The sequence below is a fragment of the Actibacterium sp. D185-2 genome (assembly GCF_054954595.1).
Genome location: NZ_JBPWNX010000002.1, coordinates 393,148 through 414,608, shown reverse-complemented (window position 1 = coordinate 414,608; position 21,461 = coordinate 393,148). Strand labels below are relative to the sequence as shown.

At 64.3% G+C, this 21,461-nt stretch carries 20 protein-coding genes; 13 read left to right on the top strand and 7 right to left on the bottom strand.

From position 1 onward, the window contains the following. Window positions 1–97: 97 nt before the first annotated feature. The 7 genes from bamA to ACSR1C_RS05510 all read left to right on the top strand — a co-directional run bounded on the left by bamA (window position 98) and on the right by ACSR1C_RS05510 (window position 6,722). Window positions 98–2,434, top strand: coding sequence for an outer membrane protein assembly factor BamA (gene bamA / locus ACSR1C_RS05540; protein WP_460258341.1), 2,337 nt, complete (start codon window positions 98–100; stop codon window positions 2,432–2,434). Next, a complete protein-coding gene (locus tag ACSR1C_RS05535; RefSeq protein WP_460258340.1) occupies window positions 2,434–3,018 on the top strand; it encodes an OmpH/Skp family outer membrane protein in 585 nt (194 codons plus the stop codon). Before bamA ends, ACSR1C_RS05535 begins: the two co-directional genes overlap by 1 nt. Before the next feature lie 87 nt (window positions 3,019–3,105). Continuing rightward, entirely contained in the window at window positions 3,106–3,567 is a 462-nt protein-coding gene (fabZ, locus tag ACSR1C_RS05530; RefSeq protein ID WP_460258339.1) for a 3-hydroxyacyl-ACP dehydratase FabZ, read from the top strand. A 6-nt stretch (window positions 3,568–3,573) separates the two neighbouring features. Next, complete coding sequence (gene lpxA, locus ACSR1C_RS05525; protein WP_460258338.1) at window positions 3,574–4,371, top strand: acyl-ACP--UDP-N-acetylglucosamine O-acyltransferase; 798 nt, start codon at window positions 3,574–3,576, stop codon at window positions 4,369–4,371. 3 nt (window positions 4,372–4,374) lie between these two features. Continuing rightward, window positions 4,375–5,208, top strand: a complete 834-nt coding sequence (locus tag ACSR1C_RS05520) for an LpxI family protein (protein WP_460258337.1) — start codon at window positions 4,375–4,377, stop codon at window positions 5,206–5,208. Next, on the top strand, window positions 5,205–6,374 hold the full coding sequence (gene lpxB, locus ACSR1C_RS05515) for a lipid-A-disaccharide synthase (protein ID WP_460258336.1): 1,170 nt from the start codon (window positions 5,205–5,207) through the stop codon (window positions 6,372–6,374). Before ACSR1C_RS05520 ends, lpxB begins: the two co-directional genes overlap by 4 nt. 93 nt (window positions 6,375–6,467) lie before the next feature. After that, a complete protein-coding gene (locus ACSR1C_RS05510; RefSeq protein ID WP_460258335.1) occupies window positions 6,468–6,722 on the top strand; it encodes a hypothetical protein in 255 nt (84 codons plus the stop codon). Here ACSR1C_RS05510 and mnmA read toward each other — a convergent pair. Further along, window positions 6,719–7,867: a tRNA 2-thiouridine(34) synthase MnmA gene (mnmA, locus tag ACSR1C_RS05505; protein ID WP_460258334.1), complete on the bottom strand. Its 1,149-nt coding sequence runs from the start codon at window positions 7,865–7,867 to the stop codon at window positions 6,719–6,721. The genes ACSR1C_RS05510 and mnmA overlap by 4 nt on opposite strands. A gap of 125 nt (window positions 7,868–7,992) precedes the next feature. Between mnmA and sciP the strand changes: the two genes are divergently transcribed. From sciP to ACSR1C_RS05480, 5 genes are all read left to right on the top strand, one after another. Next, entirely contained in the window at window positions 7,993–8,271 is a 279-nt protein-coding gene (sciP, locus tag ACSR1C_RS05500; RefSeq protein ID WP_460258333.1) for a CtrA inhibitor SciP, read from the top strand. A gap of 93 nt (window positions 8,272–8,364) precedes the next feature. After that, window positions 8,365–9,078 (top strand): response regulator transcription factor CtrA, encoded by a 714-nt coding sequence (gene ctrA / locus ACSR1C_RS05495; RefSeq protein WP_460258332.1) that lies wholly within the window; start codon window positions 8,365–8,367, stop codon window positions 9,076–9,078. 125 nt (window positions 9,079–9,203) lie between these two features. Further along, window positions 9,204–11,324 carry an NAD-dependent DNA ligase LigA gene (gene ligA / locus ACSR1C_RS05490; protein ID WP_460258331.1) on the top strand — a complete coding sequence of 707 codons (2,121 nt, stop codon included), beginning with the start codon at window positions 9,204–9,206 and terminating at the stop codon, window positions 11,322–11,324. Then, complete coding sequence (gene recG / locus ACSR1C_RS05485; RefSeq protein ID WP_460258330.1) at window positions 11,321–13,411, top strand: ATP-dependent DNA helicase RecG; 2,091 nt, start codon at window positions 11,321–11,323, stop codon at window positions 13,409–13,411. The genes ligA and recG overlap by 4 nt, the downstream gene beginning before the upstream one ends. A 108-nt stretch (window positions 13,412–13,519) precedes the next feature. Next, the gene (locus tag ACSR1C_RS05480; protein WP_460258329.1) at window positions 13,520–13,642 is read left to right on the top strand and encodes a hypothetical protein; all 123 of its coding nucleotides are present in this window, start codon (window positions 13,520–13,522) and stop codon (window positions 13,640–13,642) included. Between the two features lie 195 nt (window positions 13,643–13,837). On the opposite strand, the gene ACSR1C_RS05475 is transcribed toward ACSR1C_RS05480, so the two are convergent. Next, window positions 13,838–14,290 (bottom strand): iron-sulfur cluster assembly scaffold protein, encoded by a 453-nt coding sequence (locus tag ACSR1C_RS05475; RefSeq protein WP_460258328.1) that lies wholly within the window; start codon window positions 14,288–14,290, stop codon window positions 13,838–13,840. Between the two features lie 65 nt (window positions 14,291–14,355). On the opposite strand from ACSR1C_RS05475, the gene hisI reads away from it, so the two are divergent. Continuing rightward, window positions 14,356–14,712: a phosphoribosyl-AMP cyclohydrolase gene (gene hisI, locus ACSR1C_RS05470; protein ID WP_460258327.1), complete on the top strand. Its 357-nt coding sequence runs from the start codon at window positions 14,356–14,358 to the stop codon at window positions 14,710–14,712. Between the two features lie 55 nt (window positions 14,713–14,767). Here hisI and gluQRS read toward each other — a convergent pair whose 3' ends face one another. From gluQRS to gyrA, 5 genes are all read right to left on the bottom strand, one after another. After that, window positions 14,768–15,622, bottom strand: a complete 855-nt coding sequence (gene gluQRS, locus ACSR1C_RS05465) for a tRNA glutamyl-Q(34) synthetase GluQRS (protein WP_460258326.1) — start codon at window positions 15,620–15,622, stop codon at window positions 14,768–14,770. Next, the gene (gene trmFO / locus ACSR1C_RS05460) at window positions 15,619–16,956 is read right to left on the bottom strand and encodes a methylenetetrahydrofolate--tRNA-(uracil(54)-C(5))-methyltransferase (FADH(2)-oxidizing) TrmFO (protein ID WP_460258325.1); all 1,338 of its coding nucleotides are present in this window, start codon (window positions 16,954–16,956) and stop codon (window positions 15,619–15,621) included. The genes gluQRS and trmFO overlap by 4 nt, the downstream gene beginning before the upstream one ends. A 112-nt stretch (window positions 16,957–17,068) precedes the next feature. Further along, on the bottom strand, window positions 17,069–17,386 hold the full coding sequence (locus ACSR1C_RS05455) for a hypothetical protein (RefSeq protein WP_460258324.1): 318 nt from the start codon (window positions 17,384–17,386) through the stop codon (window positions 17,069–17,071). A gap of 205 nt (window positions 17,387–17,591) precedes the next feature. Next, the gene (locus ACSR1C_RS05450) at window positions 17,592–18,443 is read right to left on the bottom strand and encodes a LysR family transcriptional regulator (RefSeq protein WP_460258323.1); all 852 of its coding nucleotides are present in this window, start codon (window positions 18,441–18,443) and stop codon (window positions 17,592–17,594) included. Between the two features lie 117 nt (window positions 18,444–18,560). Continuing rightward, window positions 18,561–21,308: a DNA gyrase subunit A gene (gyrA, locus tag ACSR1C_RS05445; protein ID WP_460258322.1), complete on the bottom strand. Its 2,748-nt coding sequence runs from the start codon at window positions 21,306–21,308 to the stop codon at window positions 18,561–18,563. Window positions 21,309–21,461: the final 153 nt, after the last annotated feature.

Genomic DNA, 21,461 nt, shown 5'->3' with positions numbered 1-21,461 from the left:
CGCACAACGGCGTTTTCCCGCGTCCTAGTCTTTTGACAAGCCTCCCCATTCCCGATACTCAGGACGCCAATAAAGGGCGTCAGTACGGGACAAACCGATGACCAATACCAACGGCGGTGAAGACGGGGCCCTGCGGGGCCTCACACTTGGATTGCGCTACTTTGTAGCATCTGTTTTCCTTGTATTTGCAGGGGTTTGCGCGACAGTGCCGCAGGCGGCGCAGGCACAGACCTATCGTTTCACCACGGTGGAGGTTCAGGGCAACCAGCGGGTCGATGCGGCCACCGTCCTCAGCTATGCCGGAATCAGCAGGGGGCAGCCGGTCTCGGCGGGGCAGTTGAACGATGCCTATCAGAAAATCGTCGCCAGCGGCCTGTTCGAGCAGGTCGAAATCGTGCCTCAGGGCAGCAAGCTGCTGATCGTCGTCACGGAATACCCGACGATCAACGTGATCAGCTTCGAGGGCAACAAACTGCTCAAGGACGACGATCTGGGCCTGATCATCGGCTCCCAGTCGCGCCACGTCTACAGCCCGCGCCGCGCCGAGGCCGACGCCGCCGCCATCGTGACCGCCTATGAGCAGTCCGGCCGGCTGGCCGCCACGGTCGAGCCGCGGATCATCCGCCGGTCCGATAACCGGGTCGATCTGGTGTTCGAGATCACCGAGGGCAAGGTGGTCGAGGTCAACCGGATTTCCTTTGTCGGTAACCGCAACTATTCCGACGGTCGCCTGCGCCGAGTGCTGAGCACCAAACAGGCCGGGCTGCTGCGCACGCTGATCAAATCGGACACGTTCATCGCCGACCGGGTCGAATTCGACAAACAGGTGTTGCACGACTTCTATATGTCGCGCGGCTATATCGACTTTCAGATCCTGTCGGTCAGTTCGGAACTGACCCGGAACCGCGACGGTTTTCTGATCACCTTCAATATCCGCGAAGGCCAGCAGTTCCGCTTTGGCCAAATCACGGCCTCCAGTGATCTGGCCGAGGTCGACCCGGACACGTTCCAGGCCGCGCTGAATCTGCGCCCCGGCGTGGTCTATTCCCCGACCCTGGTGGAAACCAACATCTCGCGGCTCGAAGCGGTCGCGCTGGCCCAGGGGCTTGATTTCATCCGGATCGAGCCGCGCGTTTCGCGCAACGAACGCGATCTGACGCTGGATGTGGATTTCTACATCACAAAGGGGCCGCGCGTCTTTGTCGAGCGGATCGACATCGAGGGCAACGCCACCACCCTGGACCAGGTGATCCGGCGGCAATTCAAGACGGTCGAGGGCGACCCGTTCAACCCGCGGGCGATTCGCGACGCGTCGGAACGGATCCGTGCGCTTGGCTTTTTCTCGACCGCCGAGGTAAACGCCCGCGAAGGCACCTCGCCCGACAAGGTGATTGTCGATGTGAATGTCGAGGAACAGCCGACGGGGTCGTTGTCCTTCGGCCTGAACTACAGCGTTGTCGACGGGGTGGGCGCCGCGGTCAGCTTTTCGGAATCCAACTTTCTGGGCCGTGGTCAAAGCCTGAGCTTCACCTATGGCAGCGGCACCGACAATTCCAACATCTCTCTGGGCTTTGGCGAGCCCGCATTTCTGGGGCGCGATGTCCGGTTCGCCTTCAATATCGGCTATGCCCAGACGGACAACCAGAATGGCGAACGGTACCGCACCCGCACCGCCTATCTGTCCCCAAGCCTGCAATTCCCGATCAGTGAATACGAACGCCTCGGGGTGCGCTACACGATCGAGAAAAACGAGCTGTTCGAATATGTCGGCACCTCTTCGATCCTTCGGGCCGAGGCCGCGGAGGGCTCGCTTCTGGCCAGCAAGGTCGGCTATTCCTATACGGTCGACACCCGCGATGTCGGGCTTGATCCCACCGCCGGCGTTCTGATCCGGATCAGCCAGGACATTGCCGGGCTTGGCGGCGATCTGGAATATGTTCAGACCAACGCCTTGGTGGCGGCCGAAAAGAAGGTGCGCAACGAGGATGTGACCCTGCGCGCCGAATTCGAAGGCGGCCTGCTGCAGATGATCGACGGCAGCAGCCGCGTGACCGACCGCTTCTTCGCCAATGGCAAGATTCGCGGGTTTGATGCGAACGGCATCGGGCCGCGCGATCTGAATTCGGACGATCACGAAGCGCTTGGCGGCAATGCCTATGCGGTGGCCCGGTTCGAGGCCGAATTCCCGCTGGGCATCCCCGAGGAATACGGCATTCGCGGTGGCGTCTATGCCGATTTCGGATCGGTCTGGAGCCTGGACAACACCAATGGCGGCGCCGTGGATGATGATTTCAATCTGCGCTCCGCGGTCGGCTTCTCGATCTTCTGGGATACGGTGATCGGCCCGCTGCGCTTCAACTTCTCGAACGCGGTGATCAAGGAAGATTACGACCGCGAGCAGAAATTCGACCTGACGGTTTCGACGCGGTTCTGATGCGCCGCCGGTCTGCGATCGTCCTGTGCCTGGTCGCCGGTCTGGCGTTGTCGGGGGTGGCCGCGCCGCTTCGGGCACAGGAGCAGGACGTGGTGCGCAGCCCGATCGTGACCGTCGATCAGGAACGGCTGTTCACCCAATCGGCCTATGGCCAGGCGATCCTGGACCAGATCGAGGCAGAATCTGCCGAACTGGGCGCCGAGAACCGCCGGATCGAGGCCGAACTGGTGGCCGAGGAACGCGCCCTGACCGAGCAGCGCCCGACGCTGGATCCTGCCGCGTTCCGCGCCATGGCCGCCGCCTTCGACGAAAAGGTGGTGGCGATCCGCAAGGCGCAGGACGACAAGACCCGCGCCCTGGTCCGGCGGCGCGAGACCGCGCAAAAGGATTTCTTCACAGCCGTACTGCCGATCCTGACAGAGATCGTGCGCGAACGGGGCGCGGTTGCGGTGCTGGAAACCCGCGCGGTGATCCTGTCGGCCGACCAGATCGACATCACCGGCGCCGCGATCGAACGCATCGATCAGCGCCTGATGGCCCCGGTTTCGGGCGGCGACAGTGCCGCGCCACCAGCGCCCGACTGATCCACCGCCCGCTTGTTTCCCTGGGGGAGTATTGATACTTGCACGGGCACGACCATTGATGCGATTGCCGCAAAGGAACCCGAACCGATGACAGACCAGCCGATCACGGAAGCCGATATCAATCTGATCAAGCGGATCATTCCGCATCGCTATCCGTTTCTTCTGGTCGACAAGGTGCGCGACATCGTCGCCTATGAAAGTGCGGTGGGCATTAAGAACGTCACCGTGAACGAACCGCATTTCCAGGGCCATTTCCCGGACAAGCCGATCATGCCCGGCGTCACCATCGTCGAGGCGATGGCCCAGACCGCGACGGTGATGGTGGGCGTGTCGCTCGATCTGATCGACCGCAACCCGCTGGTCTATTTCATGACCATCGACAATTGCAAATTCCGCCGCATGGTGGTGCCGGGCGACGTGCTGGAGCTGCGGATCTCCGTGGTGCGCCAACGCTCCAAGGTGTGGCGCCTGAAGGGGGTCGCGACGGTCGACGACGAGCTGGCCTGCGAGGCGGAATTCTCGGCGATGCTGGACCTGAGGGAGGAGTGACGCCGGATGGCCATTGATCCCAGCGCGCAGATTCATGCCCTTGCCGTCGTCGAGGACGGGGCCGTAATCGGCCCCGGCGCCAGTGTCGGCCCGTTCTCGGTGATCGGGGCCGAGGTCCGGCTGGGCGCGGGGGTGCAGGTGAAAAGCCATGTGGTTGTCACCGGCTGCACCGAGGTGGGCGACGAGACCGTGATCTTTCCCTTCGCGGTGATTGGCGAAATCCCGCAGGATCTGAAATTCGCTGGCGAAAAGACCCGGTTGGTGATCGGCAAGCGCAACCGCATCCGCGAGCATGTGACGATGAACACCGGCACCGAGGGCGGCGGCGGCGTGACCCGCGTCGGCGATGACGGGCTGTTCATGGCGGGCTGTCATGTGGCCCATGACGTGCGGATCGGCAACCGGGTGATCGTGGTCAACAACTCGGCCATTGCGGGGCATTGCGTGCTTGAGGATGACGTGATCATCGGCGGGCTGTCGGGCATTCATCAATGGGTGCGGATCGGGCGTGGCGCGATCATCGGCGCGGTCAGCATGGTCACCAATGACGTGATCCCCTATGGCCTGGTGCAGGGGCCGCGCGGGGTGCTGGACGGGTTGAACCTGGTCGGGCTCAAGCGCAAGGGCGTCACCCGCGCCGACATCACCGCGTTGCGCGCCGCCTATCAGGCGCTGGCCCAGGGCGAGGGCGCGTTTCAGGAACGCGCGCGCCGTCTGGCCGACGAAACCGAAAGCGCCTATGTCCGCGAAATGGTCGATTTCATCCTGGGCGAAAGCGACCGCTCCTATCTGACGCCGAACTGAGCGATGGGGGATGTGACCGCCATCATCGCCGGACGGGGCGCGCTGCCGGCCCGGCTGGCCGGGGCGCTTGCCGATATGGGCGCGGGGGCCGCAATTTTCGAGATGGAAGGCTTTGCCATGGACAACCCCGCCGGTCTGCCGGTGGAAGTGTTCGTGCTGGAACAGCTTGCCCTTCTGTTTGACCGGATGCACGACCTTGGCGTGCGCCGGGTGGTGTTTGCCGGGGCGGTGGCGCGCCCGCGGCTGGATCCGGGGCGGATCGACCCGAAAACCGCGCTGCTGCTGCCGAAAATCCTGCCTGCGTTTCAGCAAGGCGACGACGGGCTGCTGCGCGCGGTGCTGGCGCTGTTCGAGGATGCGGGCTTTGCCGTGGTCGGGGCCGAAGCGGTCGACCCCGGTCTGCTGCCCGCTGCGGGGGTGCTGACTGTGGCGCAACCGTCCGATGCCGACCGGCGCGATGCCGACCGCGCCGCCGCGATCGTCGCAGCCCTGGGCGCGGCCGATCTGGGGCAGGGCGCGGTGGTGGCGCAGGGGCTGTGCCTGGCGGTTGAAACCCTGCCGGGCACCGATGCGATGCTGCGATGGGTGGCCGATGTGGCAGGGGCCTGCCGGCCCGATCCCGCAGGCGCGCGCGGCGTGGTCTTCAAGGCGCCGAAACCGGGGCAGGAGCGGCGGATCGATCTGCCCTCGATCGGGCCGGCGACCGTGGCGCAGGCCGCCGCCGCCGGGCTGGCCGGGATCGTGATCGAGGCGGGCGGTGTGATGATCCTGGACCGCGCCGCGACCGTGGCCGAGGCCGACGCGCGCGGCCTGTTCTTGTGGGTCCGTACTCCATGAGCCGGTTTTTCCTCATCGCGGGGGAGCCTTCGGGCGACGCGCTGGGGGCCGCATTGATGGCGGGGCTGAAACAGCTGGATCCGGGCGTGGAGTTCACCGGCGTCGGCGGCCCGCTGATGCAGGCGCAGGGGCTGGACAGCCTGTTTCCCATGGACGAACTGTCGGTGATGGGCATCGCCGAGGTGCTGCCACGCTACCGTGCGCTGATGCGCCGGATCAATCAATGCGCCGCGGCGGTGGTGGCGCAAAAGCCCGACGCGCTGATCACCATCGACGCCCCCGATTTCAGTCTGCGGGTGGCCAAACGGGTCAAGGCCGCCGCGCCGATCCGCACCGTGCATTACGTGGCGCCCACGGTCTGGGCCTGGCGGCCGGGTCGGGCGCGCAAGATGGCGGGCGTCATCGACCATGTGCTGGCGCTGTTCCCGTTCGAGCCGCCCTATATGCAGGCCGAGGGCATGCGCTGTGATTTCGTGGGTCACCCGGTGGTCGCGCAACCCGTGGCCAGTGCTGGCGACTGCGCCGGGTTCCGCGCCGCCCATGGCATTGCGCCCGACGCAAAGCTGATTCTGGCGCTGCCCGGCTCGCGGCTGGGCGAGGTCGGGCGCCTGGCCCCGGTCTTTGGTGCGGCGCTGCGCCCGCTGTTGGCGCGGCACCCGTCGGCGCGGGTGGTGCTGCCGGCGGCGCCTTCGGTCGCGGGGCAGGTGGCGGATCTGGTGAACTCCTGGCCCGGCGCGCCGATCTTGCTGGATCCGCGCGGCAAAACCGAAGCGGCGGCGCTGGCTGAAAAGCGTGCAGCCTTCGCGGCGGCGGATGTGGCACTGGCGGCGTCGGGCACGGTGTCGCTGGAACTGGCGGCGGCGGGCACACCGATGGTGATCGCCTATACCATGAACTGGCTCAGCTTCCGGATCATCCGCAGCATGGCGCTGATCGACACGGTGACGCTGGTCAATATCGTCACCGGGCGCAAGGTGGTGCCGGAATTCCTGGGCCCCGACTGCAAGCCCGCCGCGATCGCCGACGCGCTGTTGGCGCTGCTGGATGACGACGCGGCACGCGACGCCCAGATCGCGGCGGCGGCGCAAACCATGGCGCTGCTGGGCAAGGGCGGGGACGCGCCCGGCCTGCGCGCCGCCCGCGCGGTGCTGGACGGGCTGGGCTGAAACCCGGCAGCCTTGTCATCGTCACACAGTTCCGCAATCCTGCGGCGGCGTTCCCGGCTGATCCGAAAGGCCCCATGCATGATGCGTCTAGCGATGATGATGTTCCCCCTGGGCCTGATGGCCCTGCCTGCCATGGCCGAAACCGCCCCCGGCGATCCCGTGCTGGGCGCGGCCAGCTATGCGCGATCTTGTGCCCGGTGCCACGGTCCCGGTGAAGTGCTGGCCGCCATTCTGCCCGGCGAAACGCCCGACGAAAAGGCGCTGATGCTGGAGATGTTCCTGGCCACGCACCGCGCGCCCAACCCGCAGATGCGGGCCGATATCATCGTCTGGCTGCTGTCGTTCTAGGCCCCGCGCCAGATCCAGCCGCCGCCCAGAATACGCGAGCCGCCGGTTTCGTAGAATACGCAGGCCTGGCCGGGGCTGACGCCTTCCTCGGGGGTCAGCAGTTCGACCTCGGCCAGCCCGCCCGGCAGCGGGCGCAGGATCGCCTCGCGCGCGGGGCGGGTCGAGCGCACCTTGACCGAGATATGCCATTCCGGCTGCGCGCTCATCGGCACGTCGCCCAGCCAGTTGATTTCGCGCACCGGCACGATCCGCGTGGTCAACAGCTCTTTCGGGCCGACGATGACACGCCGGTTGTCCACATCCAGCCGCACCACATACAGCGGGTCGGCCAGCCCGCCGATGCCAAGGCCGCGCCGCTGGCCGATGGTGTAATGGATCACGCCCTCATGTGTGCCCAGCACCCGGCCGTCGATATCGACGATCTCGCCCGGTTCCGCCGCGCCGGGGCGCAGCTTTTCGATCACGCTGGCATAGTTGCCATTAGGCACGAAACAGATGTCCTGACTGTCGGGTTTGTCCGCCACGGCCAGCCCGTATCTGGCAGCCAGCGCGCGGGTCGCGCCCTTGCTGGGCAGGTGGCCCAGCGGAAAGCGCAGATAGTCCAACTGCTCGGGCGTGGTCGAGAACAGGAAATAGCTTTGATCGCGGTTCGCATCGGTGGCGCAATGCAGTTCGGGGCCGTTGGCGCCCATCTTGCGTTGGATGTAGTGGCCGGTGGCCATGCAGTCGGCCTCCAGCTCTTTCGCGGTTTGCAGCAGATCCTTGAACTTCACCCGCTCGTTGCAGCGTATGCAGGGCACCGGCGTGGCACCGGCCAGATAGCTGTCGGCAAATTCGTCGATCACCGCATCCTTGAAGATGTTTTCATAGTCGAGCACGTAATGCGGAAAGCCCATCTCCTCGGCCACACGGCGGGCGTCGTGAATATCCAGCCCCGCACAGCACGCGCCCTTCTTGGCCAGCGCCGCGCCGTGATCGTAAAGCTGCAAGGTCACGCCGACCACGTCATACCCTTCTTCGGCCAGTTGCGCGGCCACGACCGAACTGTCGACGCCGCCCGACATCGCCACGACGACGCGCGTCTCGGACGGGGGCTTGGCAAAGCCAAGGGAATTCAGCGGATGATCCTTGCTGTCGAGCGGCATCTGGGAACCTTTCGGGAAGTCCGACGCAATATAGGAAAATGCGAGATAGTCTCAAGACCCGGCTTCATACCTCTTTAAGTCTGAATGGCAAACACTTGACGTCAGAGTGAGCGAGGGAAGGACCCATGTATATCAAACGCATCAACGGGCCGCGCGCCGTAACGCTGCCTGACGGCACCACGATGACCCGGGCCGACCTGCCGCCGGTGGATACGCGCCGATGGGTCGCCAGCCGCAAGGCGACAGTGGTAAAAGCGATTGCCGCAGGCCTGATTTCGCAAGACGAGGCCATGGCCCGCTATGCCCTGTCCGAAGAGGAACTGGAAGGCTGGCGCCGCGCGATTGCCGATCATGGGTTGAAAGCTTTGAAAACGACGAAGATTCAGCGCTATAGACAACCCTGAATTGTATCTCTAGTCTTTCTACAGTAGTAACGTGCAATTAACCATTGTTAGTCAGTGTGGCGGAGAGATCAGGAAAGCTAGCGGAGAAATTTTATGCGTGTCCTTTTGGTGGAAGACGACCCAACCACGTCGAAAAGCATCGAACTGATGCTGACCCATGCAAATCTCAATGTTTACACGACGGATTTGGGCGAGGAGGGCGTAGATCTTGCAAAGCTCTACGATTACGACCTGATCCTGCTCGACCTGAACCTGCCTGACATGAACGGGCACGAAGTGCTGCGCCAATTGCGGCTGGCCCGGGTCGATACGCCGATCCTGATCCTGTCAGGCGCCGACGACACCGAAAACAAGATCAAGGGATTCGGCTTCGGCGCGGATGACTATCTGACGAAACCGTTCCACCGCGAAGAACTGGTGGCGCGTATCCATGCGATTATCCGGCGCTCCAAGGGGCACGCGCAATCGTTGATCAAGACCGGGCGAATCATCGTCAACCTGGACGCCAAGACGGTGAGCGTGGACAGCAAGACGGTGCATCTGACCGGCAAGGAATACCAGATGCTGGAACTGCTGAGCCTGCGCAAGGGCACGACGCTGACCAAGGAAATGTTCCTGAACCATCTTTATGGCGGCATGGACGAGCCCGAGTTGAAGATCATCGACGTGTTCATCTGCAAACTGCGCAAGAAGCTCAGCCAGGCCACCGGCGGCGAGAATTATATCGAGACAGTCTGGGGCCGCGGCTATGTGCTGCGCGACCCCGAACCGGTGGAGCTGCCGAACCGTATCGCGCTCGGGGCCTGATCAAAACAACCGCGCGGCCCTGCCGGGATGGATGGGGCCGCTGCATTTTCCTGACCACCACTCTCGGCTGGACCTCTCCGGGGCGTCCTCCTATCACTTTGGGGGATAGTCCGGGGAGGCGCAGCATGGCAGACGACATTGATGTTGAACAACTGACCGAAGCCGAAGCGCAGGCCGAGCTTGCGCGCCTGGCCGCCGCGATCGCACGGGCCGATGCCGCCTATCACCAACGCGACGCGCCCGAGATGTCGGATGCGGCGTATGATGCGCTGAAACGGCGCAACGCGGCGGTCGAGGCGCGGTTTGCGCATCTCAAACGTGCCGACAGCCCCTCTGACTCGATCGGCGCCGCCCCGGCTGAAGGGTTTGCCAAGGTTACCCATGCGGTGCGGATGCTGTCGCTGGGCAATGCGTTCGAAGACGCGGATGTGACCGAATTCGACGCGCGGATCCGCCGGTATCTGGGGCTCGATGACACGGCGGCACTGACCTACACCGCAGAGCCCAAGATCGACGGGCTGTCGCTGTCGCTGCGCTATGAACAGGGCGCGCTGGTGCAGGCGGCCACGCGCGGCGATGGTGAGGTGGGCGAAAACGTCACCGCCAATGCCCGCACCATCGGTGACATCCCCACGCAACTGACCGGCGCGCCGGATATTCTGGAAGTGCGCGGCGAGGTCTATATGAGCCACGACGATTTCGAGGCGCTGAACGAACGTCAGGCCGAGGCCGGGCAAAAACCCTTCGCCAACCCGCGCAATGCCGCCGCCGGGTCGCTGCGCCAGCTGGATGCGACGATCACCAGGCAGCGGCCTTTGCGTTTTTTCGCCTACGGATGGGGTGCTTTGTCGGCACCGTTGGCGGATACGCAAAAGGGCGCGATCGACCGGCTGGCCGCGCTGGGATTTCAAACCAACCCGCTGACCGTGCTGTGCGACGGGCCGGGTGCCATGCTGGATCAGTACCGCCGCATCGAGGCGCAGCGCGCCACGCTGGGCTATGACATCGACGGGGTCGTCTACAAGGTGGACGATCTGGGCCTTCAGGCGCGGCTCGGGTTCCGCTCGACCACGCCGCGATGGGCAATCGCGCATAAATTCCCGGCCGAGCTGGCCTGGACCCGGCTGGAGCGGATCGAGATACAGGTGGGCCGCACCGGCGCGCTGTCGCCGGTGGCGCGGCTGCATCCGGTAACCGTGGGCGGGGTCGTGGTGTCGAACGCCACGCTGCACAATGAGGATTACATCGCCGGGCGCGATGCCGGCGGCAACGAGATTCGCGGCGGCAAGGATATTCGCGAAGGCGACTGGGTTCAGGTCTACCGCGCCGGCGACGTGATCCCGAAAGTGGCCGATGTGGATCTGTCCAGACGGCCCGCGGGCGCCGCGCCTTACCAATTCCCGACCACATGCCCCGAATGCGGGTCCGAGGCGATCCGCGAAGAAGGCGATGCCGTGCGCCGCTGTACCGGCGGGGTAATCTGCCCGGCGCAGGCGGTTGAAAAGCTGAAACATTTCGTCTCGCGCGCCGCGTTCGACATCGAAGGGATGGGCGCCAAACAGGTCGAGGCATTTTATCAGGACGGCTGGATCCGCGAGCCTGCCGATATTTTCACGCTTGAGGCACGGTTTGGCAGCGGCCTTCAACAGCTCAGGAATCGCGAAGGCTGGGGCGAGAAATCCGCGACCAACCTCTTTGCCGCGATCCGGGAACGCCGGACGATCCCGCTGAACCGGCTGATCTTTGCGCTGGGGATCCGTCATGTGGGCGAGGCCGCCTCGAACCTGTTGGCCAGCCATTACGGAAACTGGGCCGCGTTCGAGGCTGCGATAACCAGCGCCACCGTGGGCGAGGGTGCCGAATGGGACAACCTGATGGCGATCGACGGCGTCGGCGCGGTGATGGCCGAGGCGCTGGTCACCGCCTTTCATCAGGCGGCCGAGCGCGCCTCGATCGACCGGCTGGTGGCATATCTGGATGTGCAGGACGTGGCCGCGCGCGGCGCGGTCGACAGCCCGGTGGCGGGCAAGATCGTGGTCTTCACCGGTACGCTGGAAAAGATGACCCGGGCCGAGGCCAAGGCCCGGGCAGAGGCATTGGGGGCCAAGGTCGCGGGCTCGGTTTCGGCCAAGACGGATCTGGTGGTGGCGGGCCCCGGCGCGGGATCGAAGGCCAAGAAGGCGGTCGAGCTGGGGGTGGAAACCATCGATGAAGACGCCTGGCTGGCGCTGATCGGTTCCGCATGAGCGGGCGGCCCGATATCCTGTTTCCGCTGTTCTCGGGGCTAGAGGGGCTGGACGGGGTCGGCCCGAAAACCGCTAAGTTGTTTGCCCAGATGGATGTGGAAAAGCCGCGCGATCTGATCTTCACCCTGCCGCATTCGGGGGTGGATCGCACCCGGCGCGATTCGATCAACGATGTGACGCCGGGCGACACCGTGACGGTTGAGGTCGAGGTGGGCGCGCATCATCCGCCACGCACCAAGGGCCGCCCGTACCGGGTACAGGTGCAGGATGCCCATGCCAGTTTCCAGCTGGTGTTCTTTCACGGCAACGGCCCCTATCTGCAAAAACAACTGCCCAGCGGCCAGCGGCGGGTGATTTCCGGCAAGATAGAGCTGTTCGATGGGGTCGCGCAGATGGTGCATCCCGATCACATCCTGCCACCTGACGAGGCCGCGGCGATCCCGGCCTATGAACCGGTCTATCCGCTGACCGCCGGAATCACGCAAAAGACGGTGGCCAAGGCTGTTGCCTCGGCGCTGGACCGGCTGCCGGAACTGGACGAATGGATCGATCCGGCGTTGCGGGTGCGCGAAGGCTGGCCCGACTGGCGCGCCGCAGTGCGGGCGGTGCATGCCCCGCAGGGCCCCGCCGATCTGGCGCCGACCGCGCCCGCGCGTCAGCGTTTGGCCTATGACGAACTGTTCGCGCATCAGCTGACCCTGGCGCTGGCCCGGCAGGCGGTACGGCGGGGCGCGGGGCATCCGACCACCGGCAACGGCGCGCTGCGGCGCAAGATTCTGGCCGCGCTGCCCTATCGCCCCACCGGCGCGCAGGAACGGGCGATGCGGGAGATTGCCGATGACATGGCGCAGGGTCAGCGGATGAACCGGCTGCTGCAGGGCGATGTGGGCGCGGGCAAGACGCTGGTCGCCTTCATGGCGCTGCTGATCGCGGTCGAGGCGGGCGGGCAGGGCGTGATGATGGCCCCCACCGAAATCCTGGCGCGCCAGCATCTCGACAGTCTGCGCCCGTTGGCCGAAGAGGCCGGCGTGGTGCTGGATATCCTGACTGGCCGCGACAAGGGGCCTGAACGCCGGGCCAAGCTGGCGGCGCTGGCGGCGGGCGACATCCAGGTTCTGGTCGGCACCCATGCGGTATTCCAGAAGGACGTGGATTTCAGCGATCTGCGCCTGGCGATCATTGACGAGCAGCACCGCTTTGGCGTGACCCAGCGGATGGAACTGTCGGCCAAGGGCCACGGTGCGCATGTGCTGGTGATGACCGCCACGCCGATCCCGCGCTCGCTGTCGCTGGCGCAATATGGCGATATGGACGTGTCGGTTCTGGATGAAAAGCCGCCCGGTCGTGTGCCGGTGAAAACGGCCCTGGTATCGACTGGCCGGATGGATGAGGTGGTCGAGCATCTGCGCCACGCGATCGCCGAGGGGCGGCAGGCCTATTGGGTCTGCCCGCTGGTCGAGGAAAGCGAGGCCGTGGATATGACCGCGGCCGAGAACCGCTTCAAACGGCTGCGTGCGGCCTTGGGCGAAGGGCGCGTGGGGCTGGTCCATGGTCAGATGCCGCCCACCGAAAAGGATGCCGCCATGGCGCGGTTCGCTGCGGGCGATACTGCGGTTCTGGTCGCCACCACAGTGATCGAGGTCGGGGTGAACGTGCCCAATGCGTCGATCATGGTGATCGAACGTGCCGAAAGTTTCGGCCTGGCGCAACTGCATCAGTTGCGCGGGCGGGTGGGGCGCGGCACTGCGGCCTCGACCTGTCTGTTGATGTATCAGCCGCCACTGACCGAGGCCGGGCGCCGGCGGTTGGAAATCCTGCGCGAGACCGAGGATGGCTTTCGCATCTCAGAGGAGGATCTGGCGATGCGCGGCGCGGGTGATCTGATCGGCACCGCGCAATCGGGCCTGCCGCGGTTTCGCATCGCCGATCTGGAACGGCAAGCCGCGCTGATGGCGGTGGCGCAAAGCGACGCGCGCAAATTGCTGGCCGAGGATCCGGGCCTGAACAGCCCGCGCGGCGCCGCTGTTCGGGTGCTGTTATGGCTGATGGAGCAGAACAAGGCGTTTCGTTTGATTTCCGTAGGTTAACGGATTTGTTCCCAAATGTTCGCGAATGTTCCTAAAAAGTTCTTTACATCTTTAACTAAAAATGAGAACAAAGGGTCAACACGAAGCCACATGCAAGGATTACCCGCCATGCTGACCGAGTTGAGAACCGTTCTGAACCGTTCCTCTGCCACTTTGATGCAGGATGCCGCAGGGGCGATTGCGCTGATGGTGATGCTTGTGGTCGGGCTGCATCTGCCCGCGTTTGTGTAAGGAATTCTTTCTGCCTGCGGTCTGTGCCGGGCCGCGCATCCCTGTCCCCAACATGATGCGCCGCTTCTGACACTGCCTGTCCCCAAGCTGCGGAGCCTGCCTCTGGCTTCGTCACCGCCCGGGCTCTCACAGACACGCGACTTGCCGCCGCCTCCCGTCCCGGAGCGCGGCGGTTTTTTTACGGGGTTTGGCAGGTTACGCGCAGGCGGCGTTTTCGGCGGCGTCCAGCGCCTCCAAAACCGCATCAAGCGACAGCAGGATCGAGCCGTGGCGGTTTTTATAGTCCTTGGCGGGTTCCAGCACCTTCAACTCGTCAAACGGCGCGGCGGGGGGCGGACCGCCTTCTTTCAGCATCGCCTTGAGTTGATCGCGGGCGGCCTCGACCTCGGCCCGGCTGCGCCCGATGATATGGGCCCCCACCACGGACGCGGCGGCCTGACCCAGCGCGCAGGCCTTCACATCCTGGGCGAAATCCGTGATCCGCCCGTCGCGGGCGACCAGATCGACCGACACGGTCGAGCCGCAAAGCGGCGCGCGTTTACGGGCGTGCCCGGTCGGCGCATCGAGCTTGCCCAGATGCGGGATATCGGCCGCCAGCGCCAGGATGCGCTGCGAGTAGAGCTTGATCAGGTCGGTCTCGGCGCTCATGGCTTTCCCTTTCCGCTTCGGTTCACTACATAGCCCGGCAACCGGCTTTTGCAAAGGATGCGGCGATGCCCTTCGACCCTGCGAGTTTGACCTATGATGCCAACGGGCTGATCCCGGCGATCGCGCAATCCGCGGAGGGCGAGGTTCTGATGATGGCCTGGATGAATGCGCAGGCGGTGGCAAAGACGCTGGAAACCGGGCGCGTCACCTATTGGTCGCGCTCGCGCCAGGCCTTCTGGATCAAGGGGGAAACCAGTGGCCACACCCAGCGCCTGCTGGAGTTCCGGGTGGATTGCGACCGCGATTGCCTGTTGCTGATCGTCGAACAGCAGGGCCCGGCCTGCCACACCAACCGGCGCAGCTGTTTCTATACGGCGGTGCGGGATGGCGAAGAGGTCGAATTGATGGCACCGATGGCGTAGACGGAAGAATTTTCACGAAAATTCTTCTGCCGGAAAAATCTTCGTGAAGATTTTTCTAAAGCCCGACCATGGCGCGGATGTCGGCGGGGCTGGCACCTTGGGCGCGGTATTTCGCAATGGCGCGTGCGTCGTCACGCTTGGCCAGACGCTTGCCATTCTCATCGCGAATAAGGGCGTGATGGTGGTAGCTTGGGGTGGGATATTCAAGTCGTGCCTGAAGCAGAACATGGATCTGGGTGGCCTCGAACAGATCGGCACCGCGCACCACCTCGGTGATGCCCTGCGCCGCGTCATCGACCACCACTGCCAGATGATACGAGCTGCCCATGTCGCGCCGGGCCAGGACGATATCACCAACGCCGTGGATCAGCGTCTCGGCGTTCAGCCGGTGTCGGCCGGGGTGGATCGGGCCGGTTTCGTCAAATCCCAATCGCGCCACACCGCCCAGATGCGCGACGGCGGCCTCGATATTCAGGCGAATCGCGTCCCTCGGCCCGGCCTCGGTCATAGAGCGTGCGCGGCAGGTGCCGGGATATATCAGCCCGACGGGGCCGGTCGCCGGCACGCCTTCCTGCGGGGCGGACATCGCGGCTTTGATATCAGCGCGGGTGCAGCGGCAGGGATAGCAAAGGCCTTTTCCAATCAATGTGTTGAGGGCTACAGCATAAGCGGCCATGCGATCCGATTGACGCACCACGGGATCGGGCCAGCGCAGGCCCAACCAGTGCAGATCGTCGCGGATCTGCGCCTCCCATTTCGGGCGGGCGCGGCTTTGGTCGATATCCTCGATCCGCAGCAGAAAATCGCCGTCCGCCGCCCGTGCCCGACCGTCGGCCAGCAGCGCCGAGTAGGCATGGCCCAGATGGAGCGGGCCGGTCGGCGACGGGGCAAAGCGGGTACGATACCTCATTGATTCAGCCAGTTGCTCCAAGCGTCCTTGGCGCGGTCGGTATAGGCTTTGTAGCGGTCCTTGCGGCCGCGCCGCCCGGCCTTCAGTCCCTCGACCGGCGGGAACAGGCCGAAATTCACGTTCATCGGTTGAAACGTCTTCGCGTCGGCCCCGCCGGTGATGTGGGTCACCAGCGCGCCGGTGGCGGTCTCGGGCGGCGGCGGCGACAGGGTGCGACCCTGAAGTTCGGCCACTGCCAGACGCGCGGCCAGCAGGCCCATAGCGGCGCTTTCGACATAGCCCTCGACCCCGGTAATCTGACCGGCGAAGCGGATATTGGGGCGCGATTTCAGGCGCATCTGGTTGTCCAGCAGCGTGGGCGAATTCAGAAACGTGTTGCGGTGGATGCCACCCAGCCGCGCAAACCGGGCATTCTCAAGACCCGGAATCATCCTGAAAACATCAGCTTGCGCGCCATACTTCATCTTTGTCTGGAACCCGACGATGTTGAACAGGGTGCCCAATGCATTGTCGCGGCGCAGCTGGACCACGGCCCAGGCTTTGACATCGGGCTGATGCGGGTTGGTCAGGCCGACGGGCTTCATCGGGCCGTGGCGCAGGGTTTCGCGGCCGCGTTCGGCCATCACCTCGATCGGCAGGCAGCCGTCGAAATAACCGGCGGTCTCGCCCTCGTGAAACTCGGTCTTGTCGGCGGCCAGCAGCGCGTCGATGAACGCTTCATAGGTGTCGCGGTCCATCGGACAGTTCAGATAGGCGGTGCGCTCCTCCTCGGTCTCGCCCTTGTCATAGCGCGACTGGAACCAGGCTTTGCTCAAATCCACGCTGTCGGCATAGACGATGGGCGCGATGGCATCGAAAAACGCCAGCGCATCGGCGCCGGTTTCGGCCTGAATGGCCCGGCCCAACGCGGTCGAGGTCAGCGGGCCGGTGGCAATGATCCAGTGGCCGTCGCCGGGCAGGGCGGTGATTTCACCGTCTTCGATCCGGATCAGCGGGTGCGCGCGCAGCCGGGCGGTGACACCTTCGGCGAATTGATCGCGGTCCACCGCCAGTGCGCCACCGGCGGGCAGGGAATGGGCATCGGCCATTTCCATGATCAGACCACCGGCCGCGCGCATTTCCCAATGCAACAGGCCCACGGCGTTCTGCTCGCTATCGTCCGAACGGAATGAGTTGGAACAAACCATTTCCGCCAGATTGCCGGTTTGATGCGCGAATGTGCCCACCTTGGGGCGCATTTCGTGGATGATCACGGGCACGCCCGCCTGCGCCGCCTGCCAGGCGGCCTCGGATCCGGCCATGCCGCCGCCGATGATATGAAGTTCCTGCGTCATGCGCGCGATGTAGGCGGTTTACGAACAAAGGAAAAGAGGCAAGAGGCGGTACGGGCAAACAGGGCCGATCCGGGATGGATCGACCCTGCCTGACAACGCGGGGAGAGACGCGTTAGTGCTGATTGTCCCAACTTCCGGGAAAGAACGACCAGCCATCGTCGTCGGCGAATACAAGAGGGACAGTCAAGATAGGCACGACGGCAATAAGGAGCGCACCCTGCCAAAGCGGCAGTGCGGCAAAACTTTCGGACAGGAACAGCGCCAGAAACAGCGCGGCACCCATCGGGGCTAGAATTCGGGTCTGGAACCCCAACAGGACCCCGATGCTGATCAGCAGCAACAGCGCGTGCAGCGGAATCGCCTCCAGCGGAAGGGCCCGCAGAACGGCATCGGCCCCGTCACGCTGCGGCTGCACGGCCGGCAGGATCATGATCCGTGCTGCATGTCCCCCGAGCACGAGGGACAGGCCGGTCCGGAACATGGGCTGGAGGGGATGTCTCAGATGCAACTACGCCACCCGTCGGTTGTATTAAGGTTATCTCAAAGCAACCACAGGCTTTGCCCGGACACAATTGCCAAAGCTGAAAAACTGGTTTTGCGCAAATCGCATCAAGTGCGGGCCGTGCGCTGCGCGGTCAGGCCTGGCTATCGGGTTTGCCGGGCAGGGCGGCAAAGCAGCGCTCGATCCAGTCGGTGACGATGCGGATCACCGGGTCGCCCTTGCGCGACGCGTGGTACATCAACCAGAACTCGGTGCTTTGGACCAGATCGTTGCCGGGCAGCGGGCGCAGGTCCGGGGCGCGGGCGGCCAGGGTTTCGGGCAGCGGGCCGGGCAACCCCGACGAGCGCACGATCTCGAATATATGGTCGAAATGATGGGTGCGGATCAATGGTTCGCACCCGAAGATCGCAAACCCCATCTGCTGTACGGGATAGGCGTCATATTCACGTGACAGGCCGACCCAGTCCTGGTGGGGCGCGCCATCGGGATCGCCATAGATGCGGAAATTCAGATGGCCGATCCGGCGGGTCAGAACCCGGCCGGAGTCGGGGCGCGAGGTCTGGATGACGATGTCGTAATCGCCCAAGCCTTCGCCGTGGAACCGGTCGAAGAATTCCAGCCCGACATTGCGCAGATCGTCCATCGCGTAATGGAAGGACGGGTACAGAACCTGTGACGACACCACCGGGGGCACGCCGATTCGGATCGGCACCCGTTCGTCCTGTGCCAGCGCCACGGTGCTGTTTCTTTCGCGCTGCAGGGCGGCGTCGAAGCTTTCAACCATGTCCAGCAGTCCGAGCAGCTTCTTGTTGGGCTCCCAGCCATGCGTGGTCTTGATGAACGGCGGATAGCCCAGTGTCTCGCTCAAACGCTCGATCCGCCGCGACACGGTGGCCACATTGGTGTTCAGCAGCTTGGCCGCAGCGGTCATCGTGCCGGATTTGTAAACCGCCAGAAGGAAGCGAAAATCATCCCAGTTGTTCATCGGGGCCCCGGCGATTGCAGGAAAAGGCCCGGATCACGGAAATACGCCAACCCGGTATTTCAAAGGTTAACAGCGTACAACCGATGGGTGAAGCGAAACCTTCCCGGAAATGGAAAGTTACGCCACGTCCCCGGACCCATCCTGCAGCACCTCTTCGTCGGCCTGTTCGGCGATCCACGCGACCGAGACGACCTCTTCGCCCTTGCTGGTGTCGAACACCTTGACCCCACCCGCGCTGCGCGACCGGAACGAGATGCCGTCCACCGGACAGCGGATCGACTGACCGGTCGAGGTGGCCAACATGATCTGGTCGTCCATTTCGACCGGGAAACTGGCCACAAGCCGGCCACCGCGCATCGCCTTGTCCATCGCCTGCACGCCCTGGCCGCCGCGCCCGCGCACGGGGTAGTCGTGGCTGGACGACAGCTTGCCCGCGCCGCCCGAGGTGATGGTCAGGATCAGATCCTCGGCTGCCGACATTTCGGCATAGCGCTCGGGGCTGAACTCGGCGGCCTCGGCGATCTCTTCCTCTTCGCTCTCGGCGTCGTCGGTCAGACCGGCCACGGCGCGGCGCATCTTGAGATAGGTGGCGCGTTCTTCGGCGCTGGCCTCGAAGTGGCGGATGATCGCCATCGACACGACCTCGTCGCCAGCCGCCAGCCGGATACCGCGCACGCCGGTGGAATCGCGGCCCTTGAAGACGCGCACATCGGTGGTCGGGAAACGGATCGCCCGCCCGCCCGAGGTAACCAGCATCACGTCATCCTCTTCGGCGCAAATCCGGGCATTCACCAGGCTGACGCCCTCGGGCAGCTTCATCGCGATCTTGCCGTTGCGCATCACGTTGGTGAAATCCGACAGCTGGTTGCGCCGCACATCGCCCGCCGTGGTGGCGAACACGATTTGCAACTCGGACCATTCCGCTTCGTCGCGGTCGACCGGCATGATCGCGGCGACGGACACGCCCGGCGGGATCGGCAGGATATTGACGATCGCCTTGCCCTTGGCGGTGCGTCCGCCTTGCGGCAGGCGCCAGGTTTTCAACTTATAGACCATGCCTTCGGTGGTGAAGAACAGAAGCTGGGTGTGGGTGTTGGCCACGAACAGGGTGGTGACCACGTCCTCTTCCTTGGTCGACATGCCCGACAGGCCCTTGCCGCCCCGGCGCTGCGCACGGAATTCGGCCAGCGGCGTGCGTTTGATATAGCCCGACTGGGTGACCGTCACGACCATGTCCTCGCGCTCGATCAGGTCCTCGTCTTCCATGTCGCCAGACCAGTCGACGATTTCGGTGCGGCGCGGCACGGCGAACTGTTCGTGCGCCTCGCGCAGCTCATCGGCGATGATCGCCATGATCCGCTCGCGCGAGCGCAGGATATCCAGATATTCGCGGATTTTACCGGCCAGTTCCTGCAGCTCGTCGGTCACCTCTTTCACGCCCATCGCGGTCAGGCGTTGCAGCCGCAGTTCAAGGATCGCGCGGGCCTGGGTTTCCGACAGGTTATAGCTGCCGTCCTCGTTCATCTTGTGCGACGGGTCGTCGATCAGCTGAATGTATTCGGCGATGTCGCCGGCGGGCCAGCGTCGGGTCATCAGCCGTTCGCGCGCCTCGGCCGGGTCGGCAGAGGCCCGGATCGTCGCCACCACCTCATCGACATTCGACACAGCGACGGCCAGACCGCACAGGATATGGCTGCGCTCGCGCGCCTTGCGCAGATCGAATGCGGTGCGGCGCGCGACCACCTCTTCGCGGAAGTCGATGAAGGCGGTCAGGAATTTGCGCAGCGTCAGCTGCTCGGGGCGGCCGCCGTTCAGCGCCAGCATGTTGGCCCCGAACGAGGTCTGCATCGGGGTGAATCGGAACAACTGATTCAGCACCACCTCGGCGGTGGCGTCGCGCTTCAGCTCGATCACCACACGCACGCCGATCCGGTCGGATTCGTCCTGCACATGGGAAATACCTTCGAGCTTCTTGTCGCGGACCAACTCGGCGATCTTCTCGATCATCGCCGCCTTGTTCACCTGATAGGGGATTTCATCCAGAACAATGGCATAGCGGTCTTTTCTGATCTCTTCGATCCGGGTCTTGGCCCGGATGACGATCGAGCCGCGCCCTTCCAGATAGGCCTTGCGCGCTCCGGCGCGGCCCAGAATGATCCCGCCGGTCGGGAAATCCGGCGCCGGAACGTATTCGATCAGTTCTTCCGAGGTCAGATCGGGATTTTCGATCAGGGCCAGGGTGGCATCCACCACCTCGCCCAGATTGTGGGGCGGGATGCGGGTGGCCATGCCGACGGCGATACCTTCGGCGCCGTTGACCAGCATGTTGGGATAGCGCGCGGGCAGGACGGTGGGCTCGCGGTCCTTGCCGTCGTAATTGTCCTGAAAATCGACGGTTTCCTTTTCGATATCGGCCAGCAGCGCGCCCGCGGGTTTGTCCATCCGCACTTCGGTATAGCGCATGGCCGCGGCGTTATCGCCATCCATCGACCCGAAATTGCCCTGCCCATCCAGCAGTGGCAGCGACATCGAAAACGGCTGCGCCATCCGCACCAGCGCATCATAGATCGCGCTGTCGCCGTGGGGATGGTATTTCCCCATCGTGTCGCCCACCGGCCGCGCCGATTTGCGGTAGGGCTTGTCATGGGTGTTGTTGGTTTCGTGCATCGCGAACAGAATGCGCCGGTGTACCGGCTTCAGCCCGTCGCGCAGATCGGGAATCGCACGGCTGACGATCACGCTCATCGCGTAATCGAGATAGGAGGATTTCATCTCCTCCTCGATCGAAATCGACGGGCCCGTGTAGGTCGGACGCTCTGGCGGAATTTCGTCTTCTTTTTCAGGGGTTTCTGGCGTGTCGTTCACGTTCTTGTTCCACCTGTTTCTGCGCGCTCTATATCTTGTAGCCCACACTATATCCGAACCCCGATATGGGGTGCAATGGCCACTGTCCGGTTCTGCGATCAGCCGCCGGGGATGAGTGCTAACAAATTGTTTTTATTGTAAATTAATTCAGGT

Excerpts from the sequence above, each read along its gene's own strand:
- ctrA (WP_460258332.1), top strand. The coding sequence starts at position 8,365 with ATGCGTGTCCTTTTGGTGGAAGACGACCCAACCACGTCGAAAAGCATC.
- trmFO (WP_460258325.1), bottom strand. The coding sequence starts at position 16,956 with ATGACGCAGGAACTTCATATCATCGGCGGCGGCATGGCCGGATCCGAG.
- gluQRS (WP_460258326.1), bottom strand. The coding sequence starts at position 15,622 with ATGAGGTATCGTACCCGCTTTGCCCCGTCGCCGACCGGCCCGCTCCAT.
- ACSR1C_RS05455 (WP_460258324.1), bottom strand. The coding sequence starts at position 17,386 with ATGATCCTGCCGGCCGTGCAGCCGCAGCGTGACGGGGCCGATGCCGTT.
- recG (WP_460258330.1), top strand. The coding sequence starts at position 11,321 with ATGAGCGGGCGGCCCGATATCCTGTTTCCGCTGTTCTCGGGGCTAGAG.
- ACSR1C_RS05520 (WP_460258337.1), top strand. The coding sequence starts at position 4,375 with ATGGGGGATGTGACCGCCATCATCGCCGGACGGGGCGCGCTGCCGGCC.
- bamA (WP_460258341.1), top strand. The coding sequence starts at position 98 with ATGACCAATACCAACGGCGGTGAAGACGGGGCCCTGCGGGGCCTCACA.
- lpxB (WP_460258336.1), top strand. The coding sequence starts at position 5,205 with ATGAGCCGGTTTTTCCTCATCGCGGGGGAGCCTTCGGGCGACGCGCTG.
- fabZ (WP_460258339.1), top strand. The coding sequence starts at position 3,106 with ATGACAGACCAGCCGATCACGGAAGCCGATATCAATCTGATCAAGCGG.
- sciP (WP_460258333.1), top strand. The coding sequence starts at position 7,993 with ATGTATATCAAACGCATCAACGGGCCGCGCGCCGTAACGCTGCCTGAC.
- ACSR1C_RS05535 (WP_460258340.1), top strand. The coding sequence starts at position 2,434 with ATGCGCCGCCGGTCTGCGATCGTCCTGTGCCTGGTCGCCGGTCTGGCG.
- ligA (WP_460258331.1), top strand. The coding sequence starts at position 9,204 with ATGGCAGACGACATTGATGTTGAACAACTGACCGAAGCCGAAGCGCAG.
- mnmA (WP_460258334.1), bottom strand. The coding sequence starts at position 7,867 with ATGCCGCTCGACAGCAAGGATCATCCGCTGAATTCCCTTGGCTTTGCC.
- ACSR1C_RS05510 (WP_460258335.1), top strand. The coding sequence starts at position 6,468 with ATGATGATGTTCCCCCTGGGCCTGATGGCCCTGCCTGCCATGGCCGAA.
- lpxA (WP_460258338.1), top strand. The coding sequence starts at position 3,574 with ATGGCCATTGATCCCAGCGCGCAGATTCATGCCCTTGCCGTCGTCGAG.
- ACSR1C_RS05480 (WP_460258329.1), top strand. The coding sequence starts at position 13,520 with ATGCTGACCGAGTTGAGAACCGTTCTGAACCGTTCCTCTGCCACTTTG.
- ACSR1C_RS05450 (WP_460258323.1), bottom strand. The coding sequence starts at position 18,443 with ATGAACAACTGGGATGATTTTCGCTTCCTTCTGGCGGTTTACAAATCC.
- hisI (WP_460258327.1), top strand. The coding sequence starts at position 14,356 with ATGCCCTTCGACCCTGCGAGTTTGACCTATGATGCCAACGGGCTGATC.
- ACSR1C_RS05475 (WP_460258328.1), bottom strand. The coding sequence starts at position 14,290 with ATGAGCGCCGAGACCGACCTGATCAAGCTCTACTCGCAGCGCATCCTG.